Origin of the sequence: Okeania sp. KiyG1 (assembly GCF_014132355.1) — a bacterium.
Taxonomy (GTDB): domain Bacteria; phylum Cyanobacteriota; class Cyanobacteriia; order Cyanobacteriales; family Microcoleaceae; genus Okeania.
Genome location: NZ_BLZO01000152.1, coordinates 1 through 25,073 on the forward strand (window position 1 = coordinate 1; position 25,073 = coordinate 25,073).

Annotated in this window: 21 protein-coding genes; 9 read left to right on the top strand and 12 right to left on the bottom strand. The window is 39.1% G+C overall.

The window, feature by feature from the left end; translation table 11 throughout:
- Positions 1–115 precede the first annotated feature (115 nt).
- The 10 genes from SAGCYANO_RS34780 to SAGCYANO_RS34825 form a co-directional block, all read right to left on the bottom strand.
- On the bottom strand, positions 116–355 hold the full coding sequence (locus tag SAGCYANO_RS34780; protein ID WP_202224226.1) for a hypothetical protein: 240 nt from the start codon (positions 353–355) through the stop codon (positions 116–118).
- A gap of 23 nt (positions 356–378) precedes the next feature.
- Positions 379–900, bottom strand: a complete 522-nt coding sequence (locus tag SAGCYANO_RS34785) for a hypothetical protein (RefSeq protein ID WP_202224227.1) — start codon at positions 898–900, stop codon at positions 379–381.
- A 7-nt stretch (positions 901–907) separates the two neighbouring features.
- Complete coding sequence (locus SAGCYANO_RS34790) at positions 908–2,725, bottom strand: type IV secretory system conjugative DNA transfer family protein (protein WP_202224228.1); 1,818 nt, start codon at positions 2,723–2,725, stop codon at positions 908–910.
- 661 nt (positions 2,726–3,386) lie between these two features.
- Entirely contained in the window at positions 3,387–3,983 is a 597-nt protein-coding gene (locus tag SAGCYANO_RS34795; protein WP_202224229.1) for a hypothetical protein, read from the bottom strand.
- A complete protein-coding gene (locus SAGCYANO_RS34800; RefSeq protein WP_202224230.1) occupies positions 3,970–5,772 on the bottom strand; it encodes a hypothetical protein in 1,803 nt (600 codons plus the stop codon). The genes SAGCYANO_RS34795 and SAGCYANO_RS34800 overlap by 14 nt, the downstream gene beginning before the upstream one ends.
- A 4-nt stretch (positions 5,773–5,776) precedes the next feature.
- On the bottom strand, positions 5,777–7,405 hold the full coding sequence (locus SAGCYANO_RS34805) for an AAA family ATPase (protein ID WP_202224231.1): 1,629 nt from the start codon (positions 7,403–7,405) through the stop codon (positions 5,777–5,779).
- Positions 7,406–7,424: 19 nt separating this feature from the next.
- Positions 7,425–8,165 (bottom strand): DUF6753 family protein, encoded by a 741-nt coding sequence (locus SAGCYANO_RS34810; protein WP_202224232.1) that lies wholly within the window; start codon positions 8,163–8,165, stop codon positions 7,425–7,427.
- 24 nt (positions 8,166–8,189) lie between these two features.
- The gene (locus SAGCYANO_RS34815) at positions 8,190–8,438 is read right to left on the bottom strand and encodes a hypothetical protein (RefSeq protein WP_202224233.1); all 249 of its coding nucleotides are present in this window, start codon (positions 8,436–8,438) and stop codon (positions 8,190–8,192) included.
- Between the two features lie 24 nt (positions 8,439–8,462).
- Positions 8,463–9,134 (bottom strand): hypothetical protein, encoded by a 672-nt coding sequence (locus SAGCYANO_RS34820; protein WP_202224234.1) that lies wholly within the window; start codon positions 9,132–9,134, stop codon positions 8,463–8,465.
- Between the two features lie 468 nt (positions 9,135–9,602).
- Positions 9,603–10,769, bottom strand: a complete 1,167-nt coding sequence (locus SAGCYANO_RS34825) for a ParM/StbA family protein (RefSeq protein WP_202224235.1) — start codon at positions 10,767–10,769, stop codon at positions 9,603–9,605.
- A gap of 532 nt (positions 10,770–11,301) precedes the next feature.
- Between SAGCYANO_RS34825 and SAGCYANO_RS34830 the strand changes: the two genes are divergently transcribed.
- The 4 genes from SAGCYANO_RS34830 to SAGCYANO_RS34845 all read left to right on the top strand — a co-directional run bounded on the left by SAGCYANO_RS34830 (position 11,302) and on the right by SAGCYANO_RS34845 (position 16,871).
- Positions 11,302–11,598: a hypothetical protein gene (locus SAGCYANO_RS34830; protein ID WP_237396987.1), complete on the top strand. Its 297-nt coding sequence runs from the start codon at positions 11,302–11,304 to the stop codon at positions 11,596–11,598.
- A complete protein-coding gene (locus tag SAGCYANO_RS34835; protein ID WP_237396988.1) occupies positions 11,588–13,618 on the top strand; it encodes a relaxase/mobilization nuclease domain-containing protein in 2,031 nt (676 codons plus the stop codon). Before SAGCYANO_RS34830 ends, SAGCYANO_RS34835 begins: the two co-directional genes overlap by 11 nt.
- 115 nt (positions 13,619–13,733) lie before the next feature.
- The gene (locus SAGCYANO_RS34840; RefSeq protein ID WP_202224238.1) at positions 13,734–14,381 is read left to right on the top strand and encodes a hypothetical protein; all 648 of its coding nucleotides are present in this window, start codon (positions 13,734–13,736) and stop codon (positions 14,379–14,381) included.
- 921 nt (positions 14,382–15,302) lie between these two features.
- Positions 15,303–16,871, top strand: a complete 1,569-nt coding sequence (locus SAGCYANO_RS34845) for a reverse transcriptase domain-containing protein (RefSeq protein ID WP_202224239.1) — start codon at positions 15,303–15,305, stop codon at positions 16,869–16,871.
- A 510-nt stretch (positions 16,872–17,381) separates the two neighbouring features.
- On the opposite strand, the gene SAGCYANO_RS34850 is transcribed toward SAGCYANO_RS34845, so the two are convergent.
- On the bottom strand, positions 17,382–18,548 hold the full coding sequence (locus SAGCYANO_RS34850; RefSeq protein ID WP_237396989.1) for a transposase: 1,167 nt from the start codon (positions 18,546–18,548) through the stop codon (positions 17,382–17,384).
- Between the two features lie 18 nt (positions 18,549–18,566).
- On the opposite strand from SAGCYANO_RS34850, the gene SAGCYANO_RS34855 reads away from it, so the two are divergent.
- From SAGCYANO_RS34855 to SAGCYANO_RS34865, 3 genes are all read left to right on the top strand, one after another.
- Positions 18,567–18,968, top strand: a complete 402-nt coding sequence (locus tag SAGCYANO_RS34855; RefSeq protein WP_202218494.1) for a hypothetical protein — start codon at positions 18,567–18,569, stop codon at positions 18,966–18,968.
- Positions 18,969–19,067: 99 nt separating this feature from the next.
- On the top strand, positions 19,068–21,110 hold the full coding sequence (locus SAGCYANO_RS34860; RefSeq protein ID WP_202224241.1) for an HNH endonuclease: 2,043 nt from the start codon (positions 19,068–19,070) through the stop codon (positions 21,108–21,110).
- Positions 21,091–21,693: a hypothetical protein gene (locus SAGCYANO_RS34865; RefSeq protein ID WP_202224242.1), complete on the top strand. Its 603-nt coding sequence runs from the start codon at positions 21,091–21,093 to the stop codon at positions 21,691–21,693. The genes SAGCYANO_RS34860 and SAGCYANO_RS34865 overlap by 20 nt, the downstream gene beginning before the upstream one ends.
- Positions 21,694–21,779: 86 nt before the next feature.
- Here the strand turns inward: SAGCYANO_RS34865 and SAGCYANO_RS34870 are convergent, their stop codons facing one another.
- Positions 21,780–23,354, bottom strand: a complete 1,575-nt coding sequence (locus SAGCYANO_RS34870) for a photosystem II high light acclimation radical SAM protein (protein WP_202224243.1) — start codon at positions 23,352–23,354, stop codon at positions 21,780–21,782.
- 455 nt (positions 23,355–23,809) lie between these two features.
- On the opposite strand from SAGCYANO_RS34870, the gene SAGCYANO_RS34875 reads away from it, so the two are divergent.
- On the top strand, positions 23,810–24,178 hold the full coding sequence (locus SAGCYANO_RS34875) for a DUF1830 domain-containing protein (RefSeq protein WP_202224244.1): 369 nt from the start codon (positions 23,810–23,812) through the stop codon (positions 24,176–24,178).
- A gap of 219 nt (positions 24,179–24,397) precedes the next feature.
- A complete protein-coding gene (locus tag SAGCYANO_RS34880; RefSeq protein WP_202224245.1) occupies positions 24,398–24,955 on the top strand; it encodes a hypothetical protein in 558 nt (185 codons plus the stop codon).
- Positions 24,956–25,073: the final 118 nt, after the last annotated feature.

A 25,073-nucleotide genomic window follows, 5' to 3' on the forward strand; every position in this document is an offset into this window, starting at 1 on the left:
ACCATGAATGTTCAGTATATTATTCGCAACAATTGATACTTCATCTATCAGCTTTTCCTGAAAACTAAAATCAATATCATCTAAATTTATATCAATCATAAAATATCTCCTCTTATCAACGACTAATGTTCTTACTAACAGCTTTAGTGGGTTCTGGTGCTTCTAATTGTGGAGCGACTTGATTTTCCAGATGCTCCACATACTCTTTACTCAAACTCGAATTGAAGGATTCTACTTGTTTGTGTGAATCAAACAAAATCTCCATATTCTCCTCTCCCTCTACAGTTAATTTGCGATCGAGGATAGACCAAGTAACAGAATTGCGTTCGCCTTCGAGCCGGATGTCCAGACCCATATTGGAGACAACTCCATAACGGTTCAGAGCAGCAAAAGGATAGGAACTGCTCGTTGGACTAAGTCTTGTTGTAAAGGATCGTCGTCTATCAGTTCCTCAGTATCCGAAATGCCAGATTCTTCAGGTTCTTCTTTAGGTTCTTCTTTCTCCTTAAATTTATCAGTGGCATTGTTTATAGCCGGATTTGCTGTTATAGGTTTATGATGTGTTTCTGTATCAATAGTATTAACAGTGACTCCACTAGCAGCATCACTACTACTAGCAGTAGAATTCTTATCACCCGAAACTGAAGGAAAAAAATCAATCTGTAGCCAATTTGAGGATGAATTCTCACGCTCATCAAGCAAAGCTTGCCTAGTTTCCTCCCATAATTCCTCAGACATACCCTCAGAAAGACTTTGCTCTTTAATTTGCTCAGAAAACCCGCGATATTGTTGGGCAAAAACAGCCCAGTCATCCCCAAGGGTTTCTAGTGCTGTGGCTGTCAATTCAAATCCCACAGCACGCCGAACAGTATTAGGTATTTCGATGCTTATTTCACTCATAATTTACTTAAATATCTATAGGTAAAGGGTTACTGCGACGCGAACTAATTGTTGCGGAAGATCTTGGATCTTCGGGTAAAGGGAGAAGTTCTTCTGCTAGAGCAATACGCTTATTCATTTCTTCAGCCATGCGCTCATCCAACTCATCATAACTGCTAATTTCTAATCGTTTGAACTCAGAGGCAATTAAGCGAGGTTCTATTTTCTCCTGCCACATCTTTTCGTTTCCCTGAAAGCGTTTTACCTGCTTTAGTGGCAACTTGATTTCGGGTTTGATATGCCAGGGAACGCTGCCCTCTTGAGAGCTTCCGACGGCCGGATTAATAAAAACACAGCTACGCTTAAACTTGAGCAGAACTTCCTTACTCATCAACGGCACGATCTGAATAGACTGATTTTTAGAACGTGACCCCCCCGCAGCACCAGTACCAAAATTATGAGAAACATTTTGAGTAGAGTAGGTGATTTCCGACTCTCCCAAGTATTTGGAAATCTCCTCTGCCGTCTCCACATGGCCGGGATTAAAGAAAAACTTGGTCGCCATGTTCGCCTGTATGATTGTGGCTCCTTCCTTTCCATACCTTTGTTCTAGCTGTTTATTATTCTGGAAACCAATAATAGTACCACACCCCTTAGACCTAAACTCTGCTGCATATTGCGCTACATTGACTTTTATGGTAGGCAACTCATCAAACATCAAAACTAAGCCACTCTGGCGCTGCTTTGCAAAGTTTTGCAAAACAATCATGTGAATAGTTCCTGCCAGTACGGGAGCTAGAGCATCTTGACGGGCAATGTCATTCTCAACCACAAGCATCATACCGTCATCGATGTAGGTCTGAATACTTGAATCACCAATAGTACAGGCCATTAATTGAGGTTGTACCAAAGGCTGTAATAAGTTGTACGCTCCAGCAATAATACCTCCAGTAGTTTTTCCTGCATCCTCCTTAGCTAAAGAAGCTATTTGATTGAATTGATACCAAAGGAAAGGAGAATATTTTTCCCGTTTGCGAGTTGCTTCTAATAGTCTTTTTTCTAAATCAGAAAGCTGGATTAAAGCATAGCACATAGCTAAATCAGGGTAGTCCGTCGCCCGCGCCAGTTGAATTAACGCCTGCAACAGTTGCTGACTGGCGGGTTCAAAAAATGGGTCTCCGCCCGAATTATCTTTGGAGCCATTTTGATATAAAACCTCTGCTAATTGTTTAGCTCCAAAATTATCAGTAGCACTACGAATGAAATCCTTGATAGGATTGATACAACAACTATATGGTTTTCCTGGGGCAAAAACCCTCACATTTTTGTAACCATTCTGCAATGCTTCAGTCGCTACAACCCACTTTTGTTCTCCCTTATAGTCATAGAGAAGAAAACCAAGATTTTGAGCGATCGCTGCTGAGGCCAAAGGATTTAGAACTCCAAAAGTTTTACCACACCCTGCACCTCCGACAACCATTACACCTCGATTGATTGTACACACGGGAATAGTAGGAGGATTGCCAGAAAAGAAAGTGCCGATAGAACTCCGTTTCCTGAGTTTCCAGTCCCCACAGTAGAGGCCAATTTCAGAAACTTTTCGCTTTTTAATTTCGGAACATAATTTACCAATAGCAGAAGCTTTTTCTCCTCTTCCTGCCCAATGTGCGGTGGTGAGCTTTTGTTTCTTGTCGCCACCGAGAAGTTGCATTACTAAAAGTATCCCTCCCATAGTCAGAATTAGAGGTAGATTTTCTCCCCCAAAGACATTGCCAAAGGCGCTGCCTATATCGCCTGCAATATTGTTAGATGGTGGTGGTTGAGTAGTTTGTGCTAAGATTTTCAATTTAGGATTTTCCTCCTGAATAATTAACAATTAATAATTAACAATTAATAACCACCTCTGATCAATAAATAATTAACCAACAATGCAGGGTAGTTTCATTCTTAACTGTGCTATTTTATGTATTAATAAAACAAGGATTTTCAAGGTTTAGGAAATTTATATTTCGCTGTATGGAAATAAATAAATTAATTACAAAAATCTAGAATTAAATGATGATGCCAACAATAAATCATAAGTTATACTATCTTATGATTTTTTTACACTTTTTTAAACAAGTAAATGAGTGAGTAAAGCAGAAACAAACAGAAATATTAGATGAAAAAAATCTAATTAGGCAATGATTTATTTGTTGGTTTTAATTATTGAACAACTGAAGTATCAGCTAAGTATAGCATTACTTTTTATTGGTATTATATAGAATTCGGTTATATAGTATATGTTGATAATTCTATAATTACTTAAATATTTAATCTCCCCCACTCCCCTACTCCCCTACTCCCAACTATACAATAACTATTCAACCGGATTCTATATTACCCCCCCCATGAATCCGCGACTCAATTATTACTTATTAATCTCAATCGAAAAGGGAGGCTTTTTACCTGATTTTTGAAATCAATAATTATTAAATATTTAATCAACAATTATTAATTATTAATTATTAATTACCAATAACACTATTTCTGGTTTCCACAATCTTGTAAACTTGTCCGTCGAAACATTCGGTAATTTGTTGCAGGGTATTGTTTGTGGGATGTGTTTGGAAAAATCGCAAGCAAGGTAGGGAACTTTTAGCAATAACACCATTAGGTGGCTCTTTCAGTAATTGGATTTGAGTAGTATTTTTAGGAAGAAGCGGATTGATATATCGCCTCAAAATAGGTCTATACTCTCCCGGAGTTTCTTCTAGATAGGCAAGATGTAGACATCCAAAATATCCACAAAAAGATGGTGAATTTATCTTAAATAAAGTAAGTTTATTAGTCAGACGAATTGCTTCTAATTGCTTATAAGTGTTCTCGTTAGCCTTTTCGGACGAATTATCAGCAATAATTTGCTTTGCTGTATCTTCAGAAACGACTGTAGTAGCAGGTTTCCAACCACTAATAGCTTGAGCATGGGAGCCACACCCAATAATTCCGAATAATCCACTCAGGATGAGAAATAGAGCAAATCCTTTAATAAAAGGGACTATAAGGTAAATATATTTTTTGATTGTGAGGGTGTCATGATTTTTCAACAAATTAGTTAGTGGCACAGCTAACTACAGTGCCACCATGAGAGTTGTAATAAGTCCTTACTTTCTGGCCCAATTTCAGTATAGTTAGGCTATTGTCAGCATTTGCTACCCTAGAGTCAATGGGGGTGAACAACCCACCAGCAAAAATTTGAGCAGTTCTTTCAATCAAGCGATCGCCACAAAAATACTTGTCGGTAGTAGGATCGATTTCGCTGCGAGCTAATAGAGCAGCTTCACCAATAATTAGTCGCATCACCTCATCTTGTTTGGATGGGGGAAAAAATTTGTTTAGAGCTGTGGGTGTAGGATGGTTGGATTTTATTAAATTCAAGAGAAATTTTTCACCCCCATCATGCAGAGTAATACTTTCTATTACTTTTTGGTGAGTAGAGTGTAGATGGTATTTGCCAAGAGATTTTCCACAGCGATCGCCCAAACAAGTGATTGGGGGAAAATCAGATTGACTATTGCTATAACCCACGCTTAGAATCTTGATAATTCCTTCTGCCAAAATAGATGGAGAAATTCCACCTGCCACTTCCTCCCCAGTAATGATATTGCCTCGCATTGATATACTTGGTTGCTGCCTTCTCACCTGCTGCTGTGCCAACCGTTGTTGTGTCCGTATAGGCAGCCGATTACTTGGAGGATTACTGCGCAAGCTACCAATAGGAATCATGGCATCTCTCTTATACTCCATGAAAGGTATAGGGCCAATATTGTATGGCGTGCAACCTCCAGTGTTACAGTAACGCAAAAACAAGACAAATTGTGCCGAGTCGTTTGTCTCATCAACCTCCCATAATACCATCTTTGCAAAACCTCCAAATGGAAATCGTCCGGTAGGTTCTAATCCAGGTTTAGCGACGGGTGACAGAACTGCCATTTTAAGTAATCCAGAACCACCATCAACCCACTGCTGCTGGCCGTTAATCCAAGCTTTTCCCTCAAATGGAGACGAGACAGTCGCACCCAGGTTTTCTGGATCGTCAAGTTCTATGTGGGAACAGGACTCTGTATTTTCCGAGGTTTTATTGCACGGGAACTCAAAACCTACCTCCGAACTACCTGTAACAGTCCGCCCCCAATTGGCTTCAGCGGGACCTCTCACAGTGTCAATTCTAGCAATGATGCTAATACTGCTCAAATTCAAAGGATTGGGAAACTGAGAGAGTGGAATATCCGAGATTCCGGGAATGCTGTCTAAACTAAAATTCTCCCAATCAACAAAATTCTTAAGGGGAGTATTTCCCAGGTTTGGGATGCTGCCTATTTTGAGGTTCCCCAATTCGTTCAATTGTATATTGGCAGCAATGGGATTGTTGGCCACAAATTGACCTAAATTTTGTGAAAGTTGGATATCTTCAAATTGAGGATTGTTCTTAAAAAAAGTAGCAAGGGGTTTTATTTGCTTGATTTTGTACTGATCTAAATAGGGAACCCCGGCTGATGAAATGCCATCACCCAAAACTAAATTGCCCAGGGTTTGTTCTCCCATCAGTGGTAATTGGTTCAGAGTTAATTGATTGACATCCACCCCTAAAAAAGCAGATGTTTGTTCTAAAGTAAATTCGGAAGCTCCCAGGGAGGATAAGGAGCCTAATTTGAGTAGTTGGGATGGAGCATCCATACCCTCTATATTAGGCATAGAATTGAATGTCCAGTTCTCTATGTCCGGCATAGCTACTTGCTGCTCCCCCACCTGCTGCACTGTGATAGTATTGGGATTGCTAGAAGCAGTTGTAGTGGTTAGTAGTAGGATTAGCCCAGTAAATCCAGTAAATATGGTTGCTATTTTTAGATTCATTAAATTACTTCGAGTGATTTAGGTTGACGGTTGAGCTTTGTCGTACCTGTCCCCTGGTTTTCGCTCCAGACTGCTCGAACATTCCTCGATTAATTCGAGCAAAACGAGATGTATCTCTCCCTGAAGTCGGGCGAGCAAAATCGGCATCTTGCTTAATGGCATAAAGTTGATCGCTGATGGCTTTATTAGCTGAAGCAGGCGTGAAATTCTGCCGTTCAGTCAGCAAATCTTCTAAGGAAATTTGGGGTAAATATTTTCGAGGATTGAAGGCTTTTCCTTGTTCCTTTGCACTTTGTACTTGGTGGTGAAAGTTTGTTTCTAGAGTTCTTTCAACGGCCTTACCAATCTCATCCGGAGAACAACCTCGGTACTCATCAAGTAAAATTCGCCATTGTGAATCAGTAAAACGCAAATTGGGACAATATTTGCCTAGATGTATTTGAAAAATTTCATACAACGCTCCATTATGGGGATTGCCCAAAAACCACACATATTTGAAGCGCCGGACTAATTCTGCCGGGAGCAATCCTAATCTGTTGATTGTTGCCAGCATAAACACGGGAGTAGTATGGTCTTGCAGCCAAGACAATAATTCCCCAGTCATCTTGGCCATCGCCCCGCCACTACCGCCAGACTCCCACCCCACAAAGTTTTTCTCAAATTCATCAAAAAATAAGACTACATTGCCAGAATTATCTGCCAAATCTAGGAGGTGCTTGAGATTCTGTAACGATTCTGATACAGTAGAGCCTACAAGTTGGTTGAAGTCTACCGCTATCATCTTTGCTCTGATGCGTTGGGCAATCATCTTTGCCACAAGGGATTTTCCTGTCCCCGGCAATCCCCAAAGCAAGCCACCATTAGGATTGCGTAATTTCCAAGAAGATGCACGAGGATCGAATAGTGATGCTATTTTATCTATATCTTTATCAAGTAAATCCAAGCCAGCAGCCTTGGGTACGTCAGGAGGAGGCAAAATCCTAACACCTTTACCCGCTAATTTTTGTTTAGCATACTCCAAAACCGAATCTGCAAACTCTTCCAGGGTACTAGCTTCACCTACCAACCGATTCAGAACAAGGGTAATCTCGCCTTCTGGCAGTCCCGTACAAGCTTGAAGCAATGGTAAAGGATCGGATTCTTTTTTGAAAGGATGTTCCTGACAGAATTGAGCTACCAACTCCTCAAGTTCTTTGGACGAAGGAAAAGGCTTCTCCAACTGAGGAATTAAGGGATACAAATTCATCGGTATGTCCAAAAGTGCATCAAACAGCACTATAAAAGTTAGGCTGTCCCTCTGTGTTAGGGCATCGTGGGCATTCCGTAGTTGCAGGTCTATGAGAGGATCAACGCTCTGGACGATACCTTCAACCAAGAAAATCCCATCCCGACTAGCGTTACAGATAGTACCAAGAATATTATCCTCAACTGCAGTAGGAGTAGGGGTAATCTTGCCTGAACGAAATTCTTGGACATATTTATATCCGGCATTCCATAGGTATAGGGGCAATTCCATATCCAAACCCCATTGCTCAAACTGCTTAAAAAAGCATTGTCGGTCTGAGGGCGAGACGGCGATCGCCGTTAACGGACTCTCTAGTAGAGGCCAATGTGTATAATGTCTTCTAGTCATCGCAACTTTCTTTGCATAATTATTCAGCTACTTTCTGAGGCTCCGTTTCACGGGGACTTCTCACAAAAATTGCACAAACTCCTCGTGTAGCTTGGATACCATCAATGGCCAGAGTGATACGATCGCGTTTCGCTTCGATTTCGCATTTTCGAGACACCAAGCGATCGCCATTCCATTCAATCAATTGCCGGGCGAATTCCCCCTGCTTTGATTTGGCCCAATTAAGAAGATGATTGTCTGTAGTAGGATTAATGGGGTTTTTACTGCTCAGAAAAGAACTGATGAAAAGACCCAACACTAGGCCAATAATTCCACTTGAAGCAACGATCGCGCTATGCGCTAATTTATGAGTTGCAATTTTGAGGCCCTGTACAGACTTATCTTCTTTATCTTCTGTTTCAGAAGGACTATCAAAACGCTCCGCAACCAACCGTTCTGCCATCCAACTCATTCGTGCCTCTATCTCTGCGGATAAAGCTTGCTGGTAACTTTCTCTTTTTGAATCAAATTCAGTTCCAATCCTTTTAAACATATTTGATTCAGCTATTTCAAAGGCAGAACGGATTTCATCAGGTTTGTTGCGTATTACATAGGCTAAATAAGCGTTTGCTGCAATCTGACTGCAAAACGGATCTTCAAGCGCAGAACCACTTTGAGTAAGAAAACTATGGACCCATACTTTTGCTTCTTCTGGTTCGCCATCCAAAAGGTGATTCAAGGCTTTCTGGTTCTGCTCAATCCACTGACTCGGGGTTGACATAAGCTGTTTCTCTTAGTATGGAAATTAGTTAGATTTAGATCCAGATTCAGCCGGGATTTTGTCTCGAAGCTTCTGATACTGTTCGTTGGACAGGTTAAGTGTCTCTTCAGACACATTTAATTTTGCTGCTAATTCTTTCAGATTTTTGGTATTAGTGATCGCTGACTCAATAGAGCTGATATCTTTTTTGAGTTGATTGGCCAAATCATCTAAAGTAACCTTCTTCTGACTTTTTTTAGGGACTTTTAACTTACCCTCAACAAGATTCGGCAACTGTTCAAAAATCTGGTCAAAGGTTTAGTTGTACTGATTGACAAAAAATCTTGCTCGTCGCGCTAACAAACTATTCGCAGTGTCTATAGCTTGTCGAAATGTTAGATTTTTGCGGTCTAATTCAAATAGTACGGGTGTTGCCACTAAAGGAAAATCAGCTACTAATATACAGTGCTTCTCGAACAATTCCCGATACTCAGGCACGTTATTAAGGTAATTCCAATCAGGAGAACTCATTAAGTGCCCCGAATTACGAATCAAAACATGAGGAAGGTTATCATTATGTTCGCTCAAAGATTTTTGAAGCAATTGAATGGAAGACCAACAACCGTCGGTGATGAAAAACTGGATAAATTGGGGTCTGCCTTCAGGAGCTTTTCGAGTTTGAATACTTCCAGTGGTTATTAGCCATTCCAGAAGTGGCTGATATGTGTTACCGGGCAGATTAACTACTATGTAGTCGGGATTGGTCTCGGCCATCTCTAAAATTTTATCCGGTTCCATTGCCCGCCTCAAATCGTCAGAAAATCCAATTGATTCAGAATCATAAAGTTCGGACACATCTTGAACTTCTCGGTCTGAATCTACGGCAATAACAGACTTACCCGTTGATTCAAGATATTCTATACAGGTACGGCACACGAGGGTTTTTCCCACGCCACCCTTAATTCCTCCTACGAGGATGATATATGTCATGCGTTGTTCTCCTTAATCAATATTGAAACTGTTGAATAATTGGACTCCTATTTGTTCGGTCTCAGACAGCGGGATATCGTTGTCTGAGGTAACATTTTGAGGTTCAATTGTAGGTGCAGGAGAGAGAGAATACGAATTAAATTGATTAGTTTGACGGGGTATCAATCCAACTGTCTCTGTGAGGTAATTGATATGGCCTTGTGATATATTGATACAGATTGTGTGGCTAGACGTGTAGCTTCTTCTATGGAGCCATATTTGTATAAACCAAGAGGGGTATGTATTAACTGGAAAGCTTCTATAATTGCGCTGTTTATATCACCTACATACGAACTATCTGAACATAATATATAGGCATAATATAGGGGATCTTTTTTATCAGCGTAGATTGCTCGATTGAGTCTGAGTCTACCTACGGGATCTTGGGTATGAGTCATAATGAGTGAGTATGTAAAATGTTAAAATTTTCTAGACTGGAGTTGGTATAGACTTTTGATTTTGAGAATCGTGGAGGCTTTTTAGTTGGTAGGAGTGGGCAGCATAGGCATCTACTAATCGAAATGCTAGGATATCTCTGCATTCTTCATGTAGATCTAAATTTTTGAATTGAGGAGAAGCTTCGATCAGGTCTTGCCAATCAGTCCCCCAGTAGGTTGAAATGGTAGAAAAGTGTTCCTGCAATCTATGATACAGGTATTTTCCTGCTCCCCCTGCAACGACCACTTCACTTAAGGATTTTGGAACTTGTTTTTGCAGCCATTGACTGATTAACGCCCAATAGTATTGCTGCGCTGTGCGAATGGCAACAATAATTTCATCTTTTTCTCTCTGCTGATTTTGGGGTATTTGTGACATACATAGCTGGTTTAGGATGGGATTATCGGGATTTACGGGATCTCCTAATTGGTAAACTATTTTATTTAATAGTTTTCGGTCAAGACCGGAAGTTAGTTCGATAATCCGGTCTATGAGGCGAAAAAAACCTAAATTGGTGGTATCAGCTTCAATCATCATTCCTCTCTGGTATGTGAGGATACTGGTATTACGGTGTCCGAATACTAGCGTGGTAATGAATCTGCTGCTTTGAATAAGTATTCCTGTATACCTATTCAGGGTAATACCTGCTCCTTCAGGTATGCACATACAATTTAAACCCCGCAAGTTTATAGGCTTACCTGTAAACAAAAATGATTTGGCTTCTTTCTTGATTTGCTCCTTCAGCTTAGATTGATCGTTCCACTCTGACCATGGCAATAAGATGGTCAGGTTAATTGCTAGCCTGAATTTGGTTTGTTCGGCAATAACCCCCAAGACGGCAAGAATTTTGTACAAAGCTGATTCGTATTTGAGAGCTTTTAGGTTGGCCTCGGCTAGCAGGGCAGAAGCCAAGAACCCAATAGCAAAACTACTTTGCTTATTGTCTTTAAGATTTACCCACGCATCATCCTTGCTGGCACTGTTTAGGTTGATACGTTTTGATCGGTATGTGTCTAAGTGCCCATGTTCGCACTCTATGATCTCGGGTTCCATGGTGAGAAAGTTAATGTCTGGTGAATTATCCAAACTCCAGACAACTTTGGTGAGACTACTACCAAGATCGATACAGATGGTGATTGTTTGTGTCTCCTTAGCCACTGTGTACCTCCGCCAATAACTTTGTTGATTTAGTCTCCTTGATACCTCAAAAAAAAATGAATTGGATAGTGTTTATGTTTTTTAATATTGCTAAGTTGAATAACGCAATTGTCAGAGTTTTTCCGATAGCATTTGCTATCGGAAAGAAAAACTAACTATTACATAAAGTTAAGAAGTATATGAAAATTAACAAAAAAATAGAGTGTATTAATTTGTATGAAAATATCGCGTGTGTTTATGAAAATATCGTGTGTGTGTATGAAAAAGTAAGCTAAAAAATAAGCTCGGAAGAAAAAAAAGAAATAATGTGCATAAGTTTGTATAAAAATATCGCGTGTGTGTATAAAAATATCGCTTGTGTGTAAAAGGTAAGACCATATCCTAGTTCGTCTAATACTTTTGCCATTGCTTGCAAGTTTTTTTGAGACCTGTTCTAGGGGTTGCAATTTCTAAAATCAGCGACTAAGTTAAAAACAAGCTCAAGGATTGTGTGAGGTATCTCCTGAATCATGGATGAAATTTAATCTAACTAATGAAAAGAGATTGTCATTTGAGAGTTCGGTTAACGTTCTCCGAGTACAATGTCCTAAAAGCATTGGCAGAAAGGAGTGAAAAGAGTCTTAGCTCGGTAGTTCGAGAAAAGTTGTTCACTCCTAATTGCCTCACAGATTTCATTGAGCAAAGGTTGAAATTTAGGAAACAGCAAGTAGAATTGCAAACTCTACTTCATCTGGTACGAGATTTAATCTCTACTGAAGAGTTTTCCCCCCAAACTCTTAAGGTTGTTCAAGATATTCAATGCTTGTTGGATGAGCATCATGATTGGTAAAGTCACACGAAACACTAAATTTCATAGTGTCGCCAGCTATATATTTGGCAAGCCGGGAGCCGAAGTACTTCTTGAGAATGTGTTTGAAGGCAAGACGGTAGCAGAAAAAGCTGCGGCGATGCAATGGGTGGCGAGTCGTAATAACAGAGTTAAGCGTCCAGCATATCACTTGTCTTTGTCTCCCTCAGCCGGAGATAATTTGAGCCGGGGTGAATGGGCAGCAATTTGTAGCCAAGTTATTGACGATCTAAATCTTGATAAGAACCAGGTGCTGGTAGGTTTGCATAACGATGTAAATTATCCAGGCTCGGAAAAAACGCGCACTCATGCTCATCTATTGATTAATTTGGTGGATGATAATGGCAAGTGTGCTAATACTAGCTGGGATTATTATAAGATTCCCAAAATCTTGCGGACTGTGGAGCGCAAGTATGGTTTGCAAGCTGTTCCAGATATTGGAGAACTTGAAGAGCAGTCAAATACTATCAAGCCAACTAAGCGCAGTATCCGGCAAAAGCTTCAGAATATTATTGATGAAAGCCTAGAACCGGGAAGTTCCTTTGAAGATTTGACTGCTGCGATGGAATCTTTAGGAGTAGAGGTACATCCTACATCACAGGGGTGGTGGATGCGATATGAAGGTATCCCTTTTGCCGGATATCAACTAGGTCGTAAATACACAAAACCCTCTATATTGAAGCGTTTGGAGGTTAAACAGGTGGATGAATCTGAAGATCGGGAGCCAAGGAGTGAGTCAGTAAGTACACCTATTTCGTCAATGAAGGATGTATTTACTGTCGATGAACCCTCTTTGGGCAAAGATTATTCACCTGAATTGAACTCCGAACAGGATGAAACGTCTCAAAATGAGGAACAGTTTAGTTTAGAAAATATAGATGTAGAGGTAGCTCCTGGAAATTTAATCCAGATGATGAAGCAACAGGCAAATCATCTTGAGCAAAGTGACTATATAGATGGCAGGTTCTATGCGGGAATGTTTCTTGATGTGACGGCGCACCTGGCAGAAGTTGTTGAAATTGGCAGAGAAGTTTGGGGCTCGGAGCAGGAGCAAGAGCAAGAGACAGAAACGCAATTGGAGGAGAATTCTCGGCCTTCAGTAGAAAGATCTCAATCTGAGAGTGATGATGATTGGCTCCATGACGAGGAAGCCTTACGTCATTTTGATGAACGGTTAGCTCAAGTAAAAGTTGACACTGAAACCCCAAGCTCCGATGTCCCAACCAACTTTCAGGAAAGTCCTCAAGCTGTAGCAGAGTCATTAAGACAGTTTGTTCGTGTACGGGCCACTGCACATGACTTGAATCAGGATGAGCCTATTGAAACTAACTTAGGTGTCCTCCACTTCAACTCTGACGAGAATACTATTAGTATTACTCAAAACGTTACTGTAGCAAGTTGGGATGAAAATTTACAGGACTGGCAGGCCGATAGCGAGTTATCTGAGGCACATAAAGCCAATGTGGCACGATTGCTTGATAATCAGGCAGTTGATGCTGAAGGATATCAATTTTCTTCAGACGAAAAAGAACGAACCATCACTTATAAACAGGTGCGGTTTCGGGCTGAACAAACCGATGAAGGTTGGCAGATTTCCGATAATTCTCTATCGTCGGAAGAACAAAATCGCATTCTTCAGTTACCTCAAACAGAGTCAGAGTATACCCGAAATGTTGATAGTAAGGATTTAATTGATTACTTCCAACGCCATGCCCCAGAACAGTTTAGGACGGATATTGGCTCTATCCATTGGACGGATACTAATGGAGAGTTTGAACGTGTCTTTGAAATTTCAAAGCAGTCAGACCTATCGTATCAATTAGAAGGATTTGATTTAAAGCAAACCGATGAATGGGGGAACCCCCGTAAGATTTTTAGTGCCTCCATTGAAGCTGACAATTTCGTGCGATGCGATACTTGTGAAATTCCTTCTTCAGATGTGGATGATTTGCTGACACAGGAGTCTCAACATCGGGAAAAAAGGCCAGAAATGGAGCGTTAATTGTATGTATGCGGAATAAGAGGTTTGTGAGACCTAAATAATTTGATAGCTATAGCCCGTGCGCATCTAGAATGCGGAGATTACTTGATATATCCCGCAGAAAAACTCAGCGTGTGTGTCTCAATTTGAAAAAGAAAAATGGAGTAAGTTTATGCAACTACGTTATGAAGGGCAAAACAGCGGTGACTATCCTATAAGCTACCGTCGTCGTCCAGAAACTTTGGAATCAAAACTAAGTAAAGCATTAGGAATGCCTATTGAGAAAGGAGACTTATGGTTGCTTGCGTTTGTTATTGCCGGACTTACCTTTATCGGTATTCAGAATCCAGCAATGATGACTGTGTATTTAATTGTGTGCTTAATTGCACATAGCGTAAAAATGATGATTGATTATTTCCCGCCACTAGGTAAGTTAATCGGTGTAAGATTTAAGGCCCATCATGTAGCAGCACTTGTCTTGATTTGTTGTATGATATTTTCCAGCATAGGGATGCCCGCTCATGCCCTATTATTCGATGCTATTGAGGCAAAGGTGAATGAGATTCTCACAGGCTCGGGTTCGACTGTCGATCCTGCAACAGTTACCCTGATTTTTACTGTGTTGCGGGTGATCGTGATTTTGGGGATATTGGTAGGGGGTATATTTTTGGTATCACAAGCTATGCAGGGTGGGGACTGGAAACCAATTGGCAACATGATGGCTATAGGTGTAGGCTTCGTGTTGGCGATTGAGGTAATGACACAGCTCATACTGGGTGCGTAGCCTTATAATTCAAAACTTTTCTTGTCTGACAGAGAAAGCAAGAAATTTCTTACTTTCTCTTGAAAAAAATAGCTATGGAGTTTCTGAATATGGAGAATCAGTCAGATTTTGTCAAAGTCTCTAAAATTTACCAACAAGAGGCATCCATAGGTCCAGTCCCCGCAGATCAATTAGTTCCATGGGGGCTCTTGATTGGCTTGAGCTTCTTCGTCTGTGAAATATTGCTATCTCTGGGATTGGCTGTATGGGGAGCAAGTTCGGTCTGGCTGATTGCCTCCTGGTGGTTCCTGACTGGCAAGAAGAGCTATAGTGCGACTCGTTCCTATTAAGAGCCTCTAGAAACTAGAGGGGTATGAATAGGGTCTAACGAGGCCACGGAGGAAGAGCCTGCAATAAGTGAGGCCACCAAAGAAGAGCCTGTTAGATAACTGAGTTATGGATGCTGGTGAGAATCCAGCCCGCTAAGGGAAAGCGGACTCCCGACCTGGCCACACCGAGCTAGAACTTTTCCACTAACGGAGTGAAGCTGGCATCAGGCCCCAACCAGAGCTAAGGGTGATAGGCACACTGGGGGTAATGGGGAGACGGCATGGGTACATTACGGAATGTCCTGAAAAAGCGTCTTAATTCTCGGCAAGGAGTCACTCCAAAATCTCCTGACCGCACACGATTATCCCCGCGTCAAATTTTATAGCGTTAAACGCATCCCTGGGGATCGTGTAGGCGAATTGGACAGCCCTAAACCGTCATAATAATCTGTAACTCGGAACGAGGAAAAACGTTGAGAGAGTCTCTAGGAAAGGTCGAATAAGAGAGTAGGTGGGAAAGCACGGAAACCTCTCCAACGGGTAGGATGCAAGCGCAAATTGCTTGCAGGGTAATCAGCGTAGTGAAATTTAGTAAGAGAGTACGTTTAGACACATGAACAATCATAGTGAAACCTGGAGCAACCAAAACTGGAAGAAATTCCAGAAAAACCTGTTCCGCCTCCAAAAACGAATCTACAAAGCCATGCAGAATGGAGACACCCGCAAGGTAAAAAGTCTTCAACGTTTGGTGCTGAAATCTCATGCTGCAAGGACGCTGGCTGTAAGACAAGTCTCTCAGCTTAATTCTGGGAAGAAAACTTGTGGGGTCGATGGACAAAAATCCTTAAACTTCAAACAAAGGCTTAACCTAGCTCAAAAGCTAAAAGAAGCAAACCATTGGGAACATGAGGAATTAAGGGAAGTTAAAATCCCTAAGAAAAATGGGAAAATCCGAACATTAAAAATCCCAACCATCGCAGATAGGGCATGGCAATGTCTTGTTAAATATGCCTTAGAACCCGCCCACGAGGCAACATTCCACGCCCGAAGTTACGGCTTCAGACCCGGAAGAGGCGCACAAGACGCACAAAAATACGTCTTCGATAACCTCAAAAGTCAAGCCAAAGGCAAAAGTAAACGGGTAATCGAATTAGACATTGAAAAATGTTTCGACAGAATTAGCCACAAGGCGATTATGACTAAGGTCATTGCCCCCCAACAAATAAAAACGGGGTTATGGAGATGTTTAAAGGCAGGGGTATCGCCAGAATTTCCTGAACAAGGCACACCCCAAGGTGGTGTAGTATCACCACTACTAGCCAACATAGCACTAAACGGTATAGAGGATATCCACCCGTCCGTAAGATATGCGGATGACATGATATTTTTCTTGAAGCCAAAAGATAACGCTGAGAAGATTTTAGAAAAAGTACAGCAGTTCCTAGCAAAACGTGGGATGAATATATCAACAGAGAAGACAAAAATAACACGGGCAACGGCAGGCTTTGACTTCTTGGGATGGCACTTCAAAGTGCAAGGAAACGGGAAATTTCGATGCACCCCCTCAGAGGAAAACTACGAAAAACTCCGCAAGAAGGTTAAAGCCATAGTCAACAACTCTGCATTAGCCACTACCGCCAAAGCGAAAAAGCTAGACCCTATTATTAGAGGTTGGAGAAATTACCACCGTTATTGCAAGATGGACGGGTCAAGGTTTAGTCTATGGCTCTTAAGCTATACAACCTTTAAAAAGTTCTTAAAGGACAAAAACAAAGGTAAAAATGAAGCCAAAAAACTCATAAATCAAGCATTTCCAACGGTAAACTACTCCGAGAACAAGTTCGTCATGGTCAAAGGGACAAAATCTCCTTATGACGGTGACTTACTCTACTGGAGTAAAAGAAATTCCAGCCTATACGATGGTCACACGGCAAAAGCGTTAAAACGGCAAGGTTATAAATGTGGGCACTGCGGATACTACCTAGAAAACAATCAAAAAGTAGAACTGCACCATATCGACGGCAACCACGACAATTGGAAACCTAATAATCTTTTAGCAGTACATGAGTCATGTCACGATTATATCCACATGGGCATCCATGCCAAAAGCCTAAGATTATCTAGGAGCCGTGATGCGGTGAAAGTCGCACGTCCGGTTCTGAAGGAGAGGTGCGAGGGATAATACCCTCCATCGACTCTAACAAGGAAGAGGGAAGAAGGAAGAGGGAAGAAGGAAGAAGTATTGAAAAAAAGGTAAAAATACATAGATATTAGGACTTACGCAGTACAAGGTATTTTCGTCATTGCGACCGACAGGAAAGTAATCTCAAATCCGAATTTTTCTTACCTCATGCGTAAGTCCTGATAATAAATAATATACATAGGACTTGCGCAGATACGCCATATATAGCGGTCAAAACTATTGTCCAATAGTACTTGTACTCTATAAATAGTGCCTTTGCGTAAGTCCTGATACAGTCAGTGAGGTAAATTTGTGGCGGGTAAGATTCCTGCACTACGATAGTGAGATGGAGATTTCAGTTGATTCTTAAGTTGAAATAATTAAGATTATTTGATTAGTGATTAGACTATTATGAGAAGAAACTTTAATAAATCAGAACGCCAGACTTTATATGATGCTTACTTTGGTCTTTGTGCTATTTGTGGTTGTAAATTAAGAGAAGGCTTTCACTCACATCTTGCACCTGACAAGACAAAGTTCCAAACCGTGTTTATAAAACCAAGGATTTAGTAACTTTAATTTTTTGATAAGGGAAAGGAGTAAAATCTGAGGTAAGAGCAAAACTAAGGCTTTTTCGGCTGAATCATACCAATCTAAATCATCAAAATAACCATTATGTAAATAAATCCAATAAGCTAATAAATAAGAGACGAGAGAAAGAATTAACCAACGATAAACCCCTAATAAAGTTTTTTGTCCAAAACGATGGAGACTAAATTGATGTTTGGCCGTTTTAAAGAAACCTTCAATCTGCCATCTACGTTTTCCCCAACGGACGATAGTTTTTCCCTTCATAGGTTTAGTTGAAATAACAAATCGCTTAACTCTTTTTCCATCTCGTTTTAGCCAAACCCATGATAAGAAGACAGGAAAATTTAAGCCGTTTAGATAAACTTGTTGTCCACGAGTTTTTAGTTCAGACACTTTACGTCCATCAGTTAATTTTCTGGTATTAGGGATGCCAAGAATTCCATGATGATTAAAAGAACTGTCACGGAGTTTTTCAATGAATTTAATTGTCCCAAAGGCTGTATCTCCTAAAACATAAATTGGGAAAGATTTTGTCAAAATAGAAGGCAATGTATTCAGTAATTTTAAAGCCAGTTGAGAAGGTGATGAGGTTCCTTTGCCTCTATATACACGAAAACTCCAAGGAAATCGCCAATTACCTATAACTAAGTAAAGAACAACGATGTGTAAACCTTTTTTATGATTATAAACTCTAACTAATTCTTTTAGATGAACAAACTTCCCTACTTTTTCAAGAGTTGTTAAATCTAGAATAACTTGTAAAATGAGTTTTCGTCCTTTTATTCTTTCAGATAAAACTAAGTTGAGAATGAAAGAACGAACAGTGCGTATCAGAGAACGAGTTGACCAATTATAATGATTTAAGAAGCGACTAATAGCACTTTCTGATTTGGTTTGACAATGATGAGGAACAGCATTTCCTTGACTATGTAGAAACAAGCCTAAAACAGATTCTAGAGTTTCTTTTTGATAAATTGTGGGCATTAATTCTTTTAAAGAGCAGAGTAATTCGTCAACTTGGGATAAAATGGGGTGAGGCAACATAGTTCTCTGTTTAAAATAGAGAACTATAATAACATATTCCATAATCAAAAAGCTCAAAAAATGGCTAAAATCAACAGTAATCTAGAAATAGCAGAGCGAGCAGACCGTATTAGAGAAGCTATAGCTGCTTTAAAACGTGAAAAATCAGAAATTGAAGCTTCAGGATGGGTTGCTCCTGCTGATTGTTATGTAGCACGGTATCAAGCCAAAGGGCAAAAATATCATTATTGGTATTATCAACTCAAAGGGTCTAGATCTGTTTTCCCAAAAAGTAATAAAAAAGGGGAATTTTCGCGTTTTAAACATTTAGGAAAAGCAGGAAGTCAAGCACATATAGATGGAGTGAATGCTGTGATTAGAAGAGGTAAAATTGAGCAATTAACTTCAGCTATCGAAGCACTTTATGAAAGTTGGTTAGATTTATATCCCGATGAAGAAAAAGCAGGTCATCGGGTAGAGTAAGATTAATTTACCCTCTGGTTTTTATTACTTCTTCATTATAGTTCTCTATTGAGAAGAGATAACTAACTCCCACCTCCGATCAGATAAGTATTTCAGTTATTGTTCTTCATATCAACTTTTGTTGGTGCAAGATGTGAGTTTCACATCGATCATATAATTCCTTGGAGTAAAGGGGGCAAAACAGAACTATCTAATGCTCAACCTCTATGCCCAAATTGCAATCTAAAAAAATCAAATCGAACAGGAGAAAATATGGCGCAAAGTTGGTCAGGTGTTACTTTGCCAGATTGGTTTAGACCTCGTGAATGGCAAGAAGAAGCATTTAAAATTTATCAGCAAAAGTGTATTGGGGGTGATGAGGCTAATTTTCTGTTGCAAGCTTGTCCAGGAGCAGGTAAAACACACTTTATTTGTGCTGTTATATATGTTCTTCAGAAACTAAATCTTATTGACTGGGCAATTATTTGTGTTCCTGGCGACCACTTAAGAACTCAGTTTGCTAGGGATGCAATGGATTGGGATTTAGATTTATTTGGAACAACTAAGCTTTGTGTAGTTGATGACTATCATGGAGAAGTAGTTACCTACCCTCAACTTGACAATGGAAAATCTACCTACAAGCAAAGAATTCATAAGTTTCATGGTAGGGTTTTAATTATTGGAGATGAAATACACCACCTCAGTGACGAAAATAGTTGGGGTGAAGGTTTTACTTTTGCTTTTTCTGAGGCAAAGTACAGATTATTTACTACTGGTACTCCTTTTCGCAGCGATAATGCAGAAATTGTTGGGAAGTGGATAACTTACGAAGTGACAAATAGAGGCGATCGAGAATGTTCTCTTGATTATCGCTATGGTTATGATAGTGCTGTTAAAGATGGGGTGGTTAGACCTGTTGTTTTTCCCGAATATGATGGTCGGTTTGAATACTGGAAAGGCGATAAAATTTATCAACAGAGTTTTGAAGAAGCTGAGACTCATTTGGAACAAAGTTACTGTTTACAAACAGCATTAAGTATAGAAGGTGAATGGATTAAAGATATTATTAGAGAAGCTGATAACAAGTTATTAGAAATTAGGGAAAATACTAATCACAAAAACGCCGCAGGTTTAATTGTTTGTCAACCTCGCAAAGGTAAGGATGGCGCTCCCTATGCTAGAAAAGTTTGTCAGCTACTTAAAAAATTAACAGGAGATAAATCAGTTTTAGTAACTTATGAAGATGAAAAAGCATCTAGACTAATCGAAGAATTTGCAGTAGGAGATGAAAATTCGCCTCGGTGGATAGTAGCTATTAAGAAAGTTTCTGAGGGAGTTTCAATTAAGCGTTTAAGGGTTTGTGTTTACGCCACAAATATATTAACAAGAATGTTCTTTGAGCAGGTAGTAGGAAGAATTACTCGTGTTATTCCTAATATAAATAATCAAATGGCTTATATGTATATTCCTCGTCACCGAACCTTAGAAATGTATGCACTAGATTTTAAGAAAGCTGTTGCTCATATTATTCAAGATATGGAGGAAGCAGAGCAATTAAAATCTAATAATGGTAATGGGAAAGAAAATGAATCTAATTCGGGTTTGTTTTTACCTGCTGCTTCAACTGCTGAATTGGAAGGTCATATATTTGATGGAGAGCAACACGAAAGAAAACTGATTGAAAAAGCTAAAAAAATTAAAGAAAAACATGGTTTTCTTGGTACTGATGAGGTACTTATAATCAAAATCATGCGTGAACTCAAAAATGAAGTTATGAGTGAGACTCAGAGAGAAGCCGAAGAGAAAGAAATTGCTAAACAGAAGCAAGAAGAAACAATTAAAAGAACTAAATATGAAAGAGTCGAAGCATTTAAAAAAATGCAAAAAAAGCAGACGGCCTGGTTAGCTAGGTTAGAGTTAGGTTTTGATAATAAGAAACTGACAAAAGCAGAAAACCAAAAATTAGTAGATAGGATAAAATTAATAAATAAGCGTGCTGCCAGAAAATTTGGTAGTTACAACGCTCAAGCCACGGAAGAAATTATTAAGAAAAAAAATCAGTGGTTGGAGGAGCAAATTAAAGAAGTTCAAAACAGAATTAGAGCTGATAAATTTGAGTATAACGAGGAGGAATATAGATTGTATGGTGAAGAAGAAATTTAAACGAGAAGGGTTTGTTTATATTGAACCTAATCTACCAGAACCAAACATTATTGAAGTAACAGATCGTGACCTACATGAAAAAGCTCATAAGAATTTTATTAGTACAGATGGTCTGACAAAAGATATTAGAATGCAGACTTTTTCAATGTCTATAGCAGCTCAATTTAAAAGACTAATTGAACGTGAAGCCTGGTATTGTATATACATTCCTAACCTTAGTAAATATGTCAGCTTCAATAAACATAAATTACCTAGTGGAGAGCTAGACCACAGAGCTAATTTCTTAGACTGGTTAAGAGCAGCTCAGGATGATGGAGGCTTACATTTTGACCCGACAAAACTTGATGCTCTTCTGAAAGGAACTGAAGCTTGGAAAGTTTATCGACAGTTAATGGATGGAAGTCATCAAGATAGTAATAGTTATAAGTTTTTAGACAATCAATATTTCTCAAAAATTGACGATAAACCCAAAACTATTAATGTCAAAATAGACGATCCAGAAGAAACAGCGATTAAACTTTTAGAACACTATCAAGGTAAGAATTTAGAAAAACTTATTAAAATACTTAAACAGAATTTATAAAAGCAAAAATTAGATTATCGAGGCTCTAATTTAGATTGAATTTATTAATATAAAAAAGGTGCGCAAATAACGCACCCCGATTAACATTAACTTGCTTTTACTAACTGTTTTTGTTCAGAAGATACTATAGGCGCACTTAAAGCTTCTTCCAGTTCAGCACGACCTAATTTTTCTTCTAAAATATTCATTACTTCACGACCAAAATCATTAGAATTTCTTTGCCAAGCTTCTAAACAAACTTCTCCAAAAAAAGCACCTAAAGGTTCTGGGTTCCATAATAACTTTCTGGCAGTCCAAGGCATTAAACTCATGGGGTCATATCCTGGTTTGAGAATTTCGTTTTTCAGAGCATAATCTTCTAAATGAGTGTGAGGTTGTAACCCAATAAAAAAGATAGCTGGTTCAACTTTTTCTGCTCCAAAAATCTTCTCTAATTCTCGGTGATAAGCAATAGTTTGTCGAATTGTTTCATAAGTTTCATCTATTACATTAAATGAGTAATTAACCGAAACTAAATCATTAAAACCAGCAGCTTTTAAATCTCGACAATTTTCCAATACTACCCGTAAGTTATAACCCATTCGCATTTTGCGGACAAGTTCTTGAGAACCACTGGTAATGCCAATTTCAAAATAATTCATCCCAGTCTTTGCCATGAGCTCGCACAACTGGGGAGTGAGGTTATCAGCACGAATATATGCTGCCCAGTGAATATCATCCATACCTGCATCAAGGATTTTTTGCAATAATTCAACTGCATCATCCATAAACTTACGAGCAGGAATAAACTGAGCATCAGTAAACCAGAAGTTACGAATACCACGGTCGTATAGTTGCTTCATTTCTGCAACTACTTCATCCGCAGGGTTGATCCGGACTTGTTTACCTTCAATAACTGTATAAACGCAGTAACAACAGTTATGGGGGCAACCACGTTTGGTCTGTACCCCTATATAGAAGTCTTGGTCTTGTAAGTAATAGACAAATTCTGGCCAGATACTATTAATATAGTCGTAGTTACAGGCAGTTTTTTCTACAGGAGCAGGTTTTTCGTGAATTAAGCGATCGCGTGGTGATGTTTCTCCTACCACATAACATCGTTGATCGTTAAAATCTTCTGCTCGAAGTAGTCTTTCTAACAATACTTCTCCTTCTCCTACAGATACAATAGTACCATCAGGTAGACTACGACCTAATTGTTCATAAAATACACTTACTGCTCCACCACCAACTATTGCACGAGTTTCAGGTCGATAATTTCTCGCCCTCTTGAGACCTTGTTTGATTAATCCTATATTGCGCCAGAGTTCTGTGTAATAGGAAACAGCTAACCGCAAACCTCCTATTGCACCTCTAAATTTAATCAGAGGGTTTTTCGCATAGTAAAACTCGAAAGCATTTTGCAGAGGGTTGCCTCCACGACCTCCTACAGGTGCATATATCTGAATATCTCGCCAGGAAAAGACTAATAGATTTGGTTTGAACTCATCAATACAATTATTTAGAGCTGTTTTATAGTCCAGAGGTGGTACTGTCCCAAGATCGAATATTCGTTGTTCTACTTCTGGTAAGTACTTGTGGACATGATCTGCTAGATAAACAACTCCTATAGGAAAAATGGGATTACAAGGAAGACGAACGTAAAGAACTTTATTTTCCATAATCAATTTCTCTTATCACATATATAACTTTTTGTAAGTATTTTTTGAAGAAAGATCGCAAATATGGTGGACTTATTTAATTTTAGTATTTATTTTCTTAAAATTTTGATACACAATCTTAATAATCGTAAAATACTAGGTGTTACTGATTTTAAGTATGAAATTTATAAAAATGTAATTTTGATACAAAATTTCCAGGATGCAAATCATCAACTATTTCCCTAAAGCCAATACCAGACTATACATAGCTCAATTCATCTGCCTTGTCTAAAAAGCTTCAACCAAACAAAAAGTTAAAAATTTGGAATAATTTTAAGATTTTATTTAGATTTTAATGGGCCATTTGATGATAAAATTATTAGTCAGTATTCAAGATTACAACTGATTGGGATCGGTTAATGTTAACTTGTAAATATAACTAAAACTTGTTTAAAGTAAAAACTTTTCAATAGACTATGGTGCAAATTCTCGATCCCTTACCATCTAACAGTTCAAATCAAATTCTTTGCTGCTACGTTAATGCAACAAGTCAAATCCAAGTTGCGAGAATTAGTAATATACCAAATTGGTATTTTGAAAGGGTTGTATTTCCAGGCCAGCGTTTAGTTTTTGAATCTGTTATGGGTGCTTCTATGGAAATTCATACAGGTATGATGGCAAGTTCTATATTATCTGATACAATACCCTGCGATCGCCTCCAAATAAATGAAGGTCCTTATTCTTCTATTTCTAAAACTGAACAGGGTATACCAAAATTAGTTAGTTTACCTCAAAGACGGAAAACCCCTGCAAAACGAGCAGCAGTATTGAGCGCAGTAGATTAATTTAATTTAATAATGTCGAGGATATATCAACTGAGTCATAGTTATTTCATCATAAAAAAGTTGATTTCCTAAATAATTAATACTCCCAAATAATGCAGTAATTTTTGATTTTTGTATTCAAAGGGATGCTAGAGAGGAAATGGGTTTATACCTGTTTCCTCTAAAGTTTTTAATGCACAAATAATTAGCCTTTTAAACTAAATATATTTAGTAAGAAAAATGTCTCAAAATCAAGATTCAGAAACTTTTGTATTTAGAATTTCTCCTCTGATTAAAATAACTCTTTTAAGTTTATATGTAGCATTGACTGTACCTCTACCTTTCCTATCTCAAGCCACAAATGCGCCACTACCTCCTATGATTTTAGGAGTGGGACTAGGGTTAGGAGCAGTAGCATTATATGCAGCTTTAACAGAACGAGTAATGATTGATGATGGGGGAATTCAGGTATCCTATCCAGTCTGGGTGCCAGACTTGTTTCGCAAAGGTTGGTATTTGCCTTGGGCAGAAATAAAAGCTCTCAAACCTCGGACTACAGGTCAGGGAGGTTTAGTATATTACTTTGTCAGTAATTCTGAAAAGGGTTATTTGTTGCCCATGCGAATAGTTGGTTTTGCTAAGTTGGTGAGAATAGTTGAGGCTAAGACGGGTATAGATACAACTGATGTACGTCCTTTATCCCAGCCTTGGATGTATTTGATTTTATTTGGTTGTACGATATTGTTACTATTAGTAGATGCTTGGACTATTTCTAACGCGATCGCTATTTCTTCTTGAAGAAGGAAGAAGGAAGAAGGAAGAAGGAAGAGGGATGAGGGATGAGGGATGAGAGAAGAGGGATGAGGGATGAAGGATGAGGGATGAAGGATGAGGGATGAAGGATGAGGGATGAGGG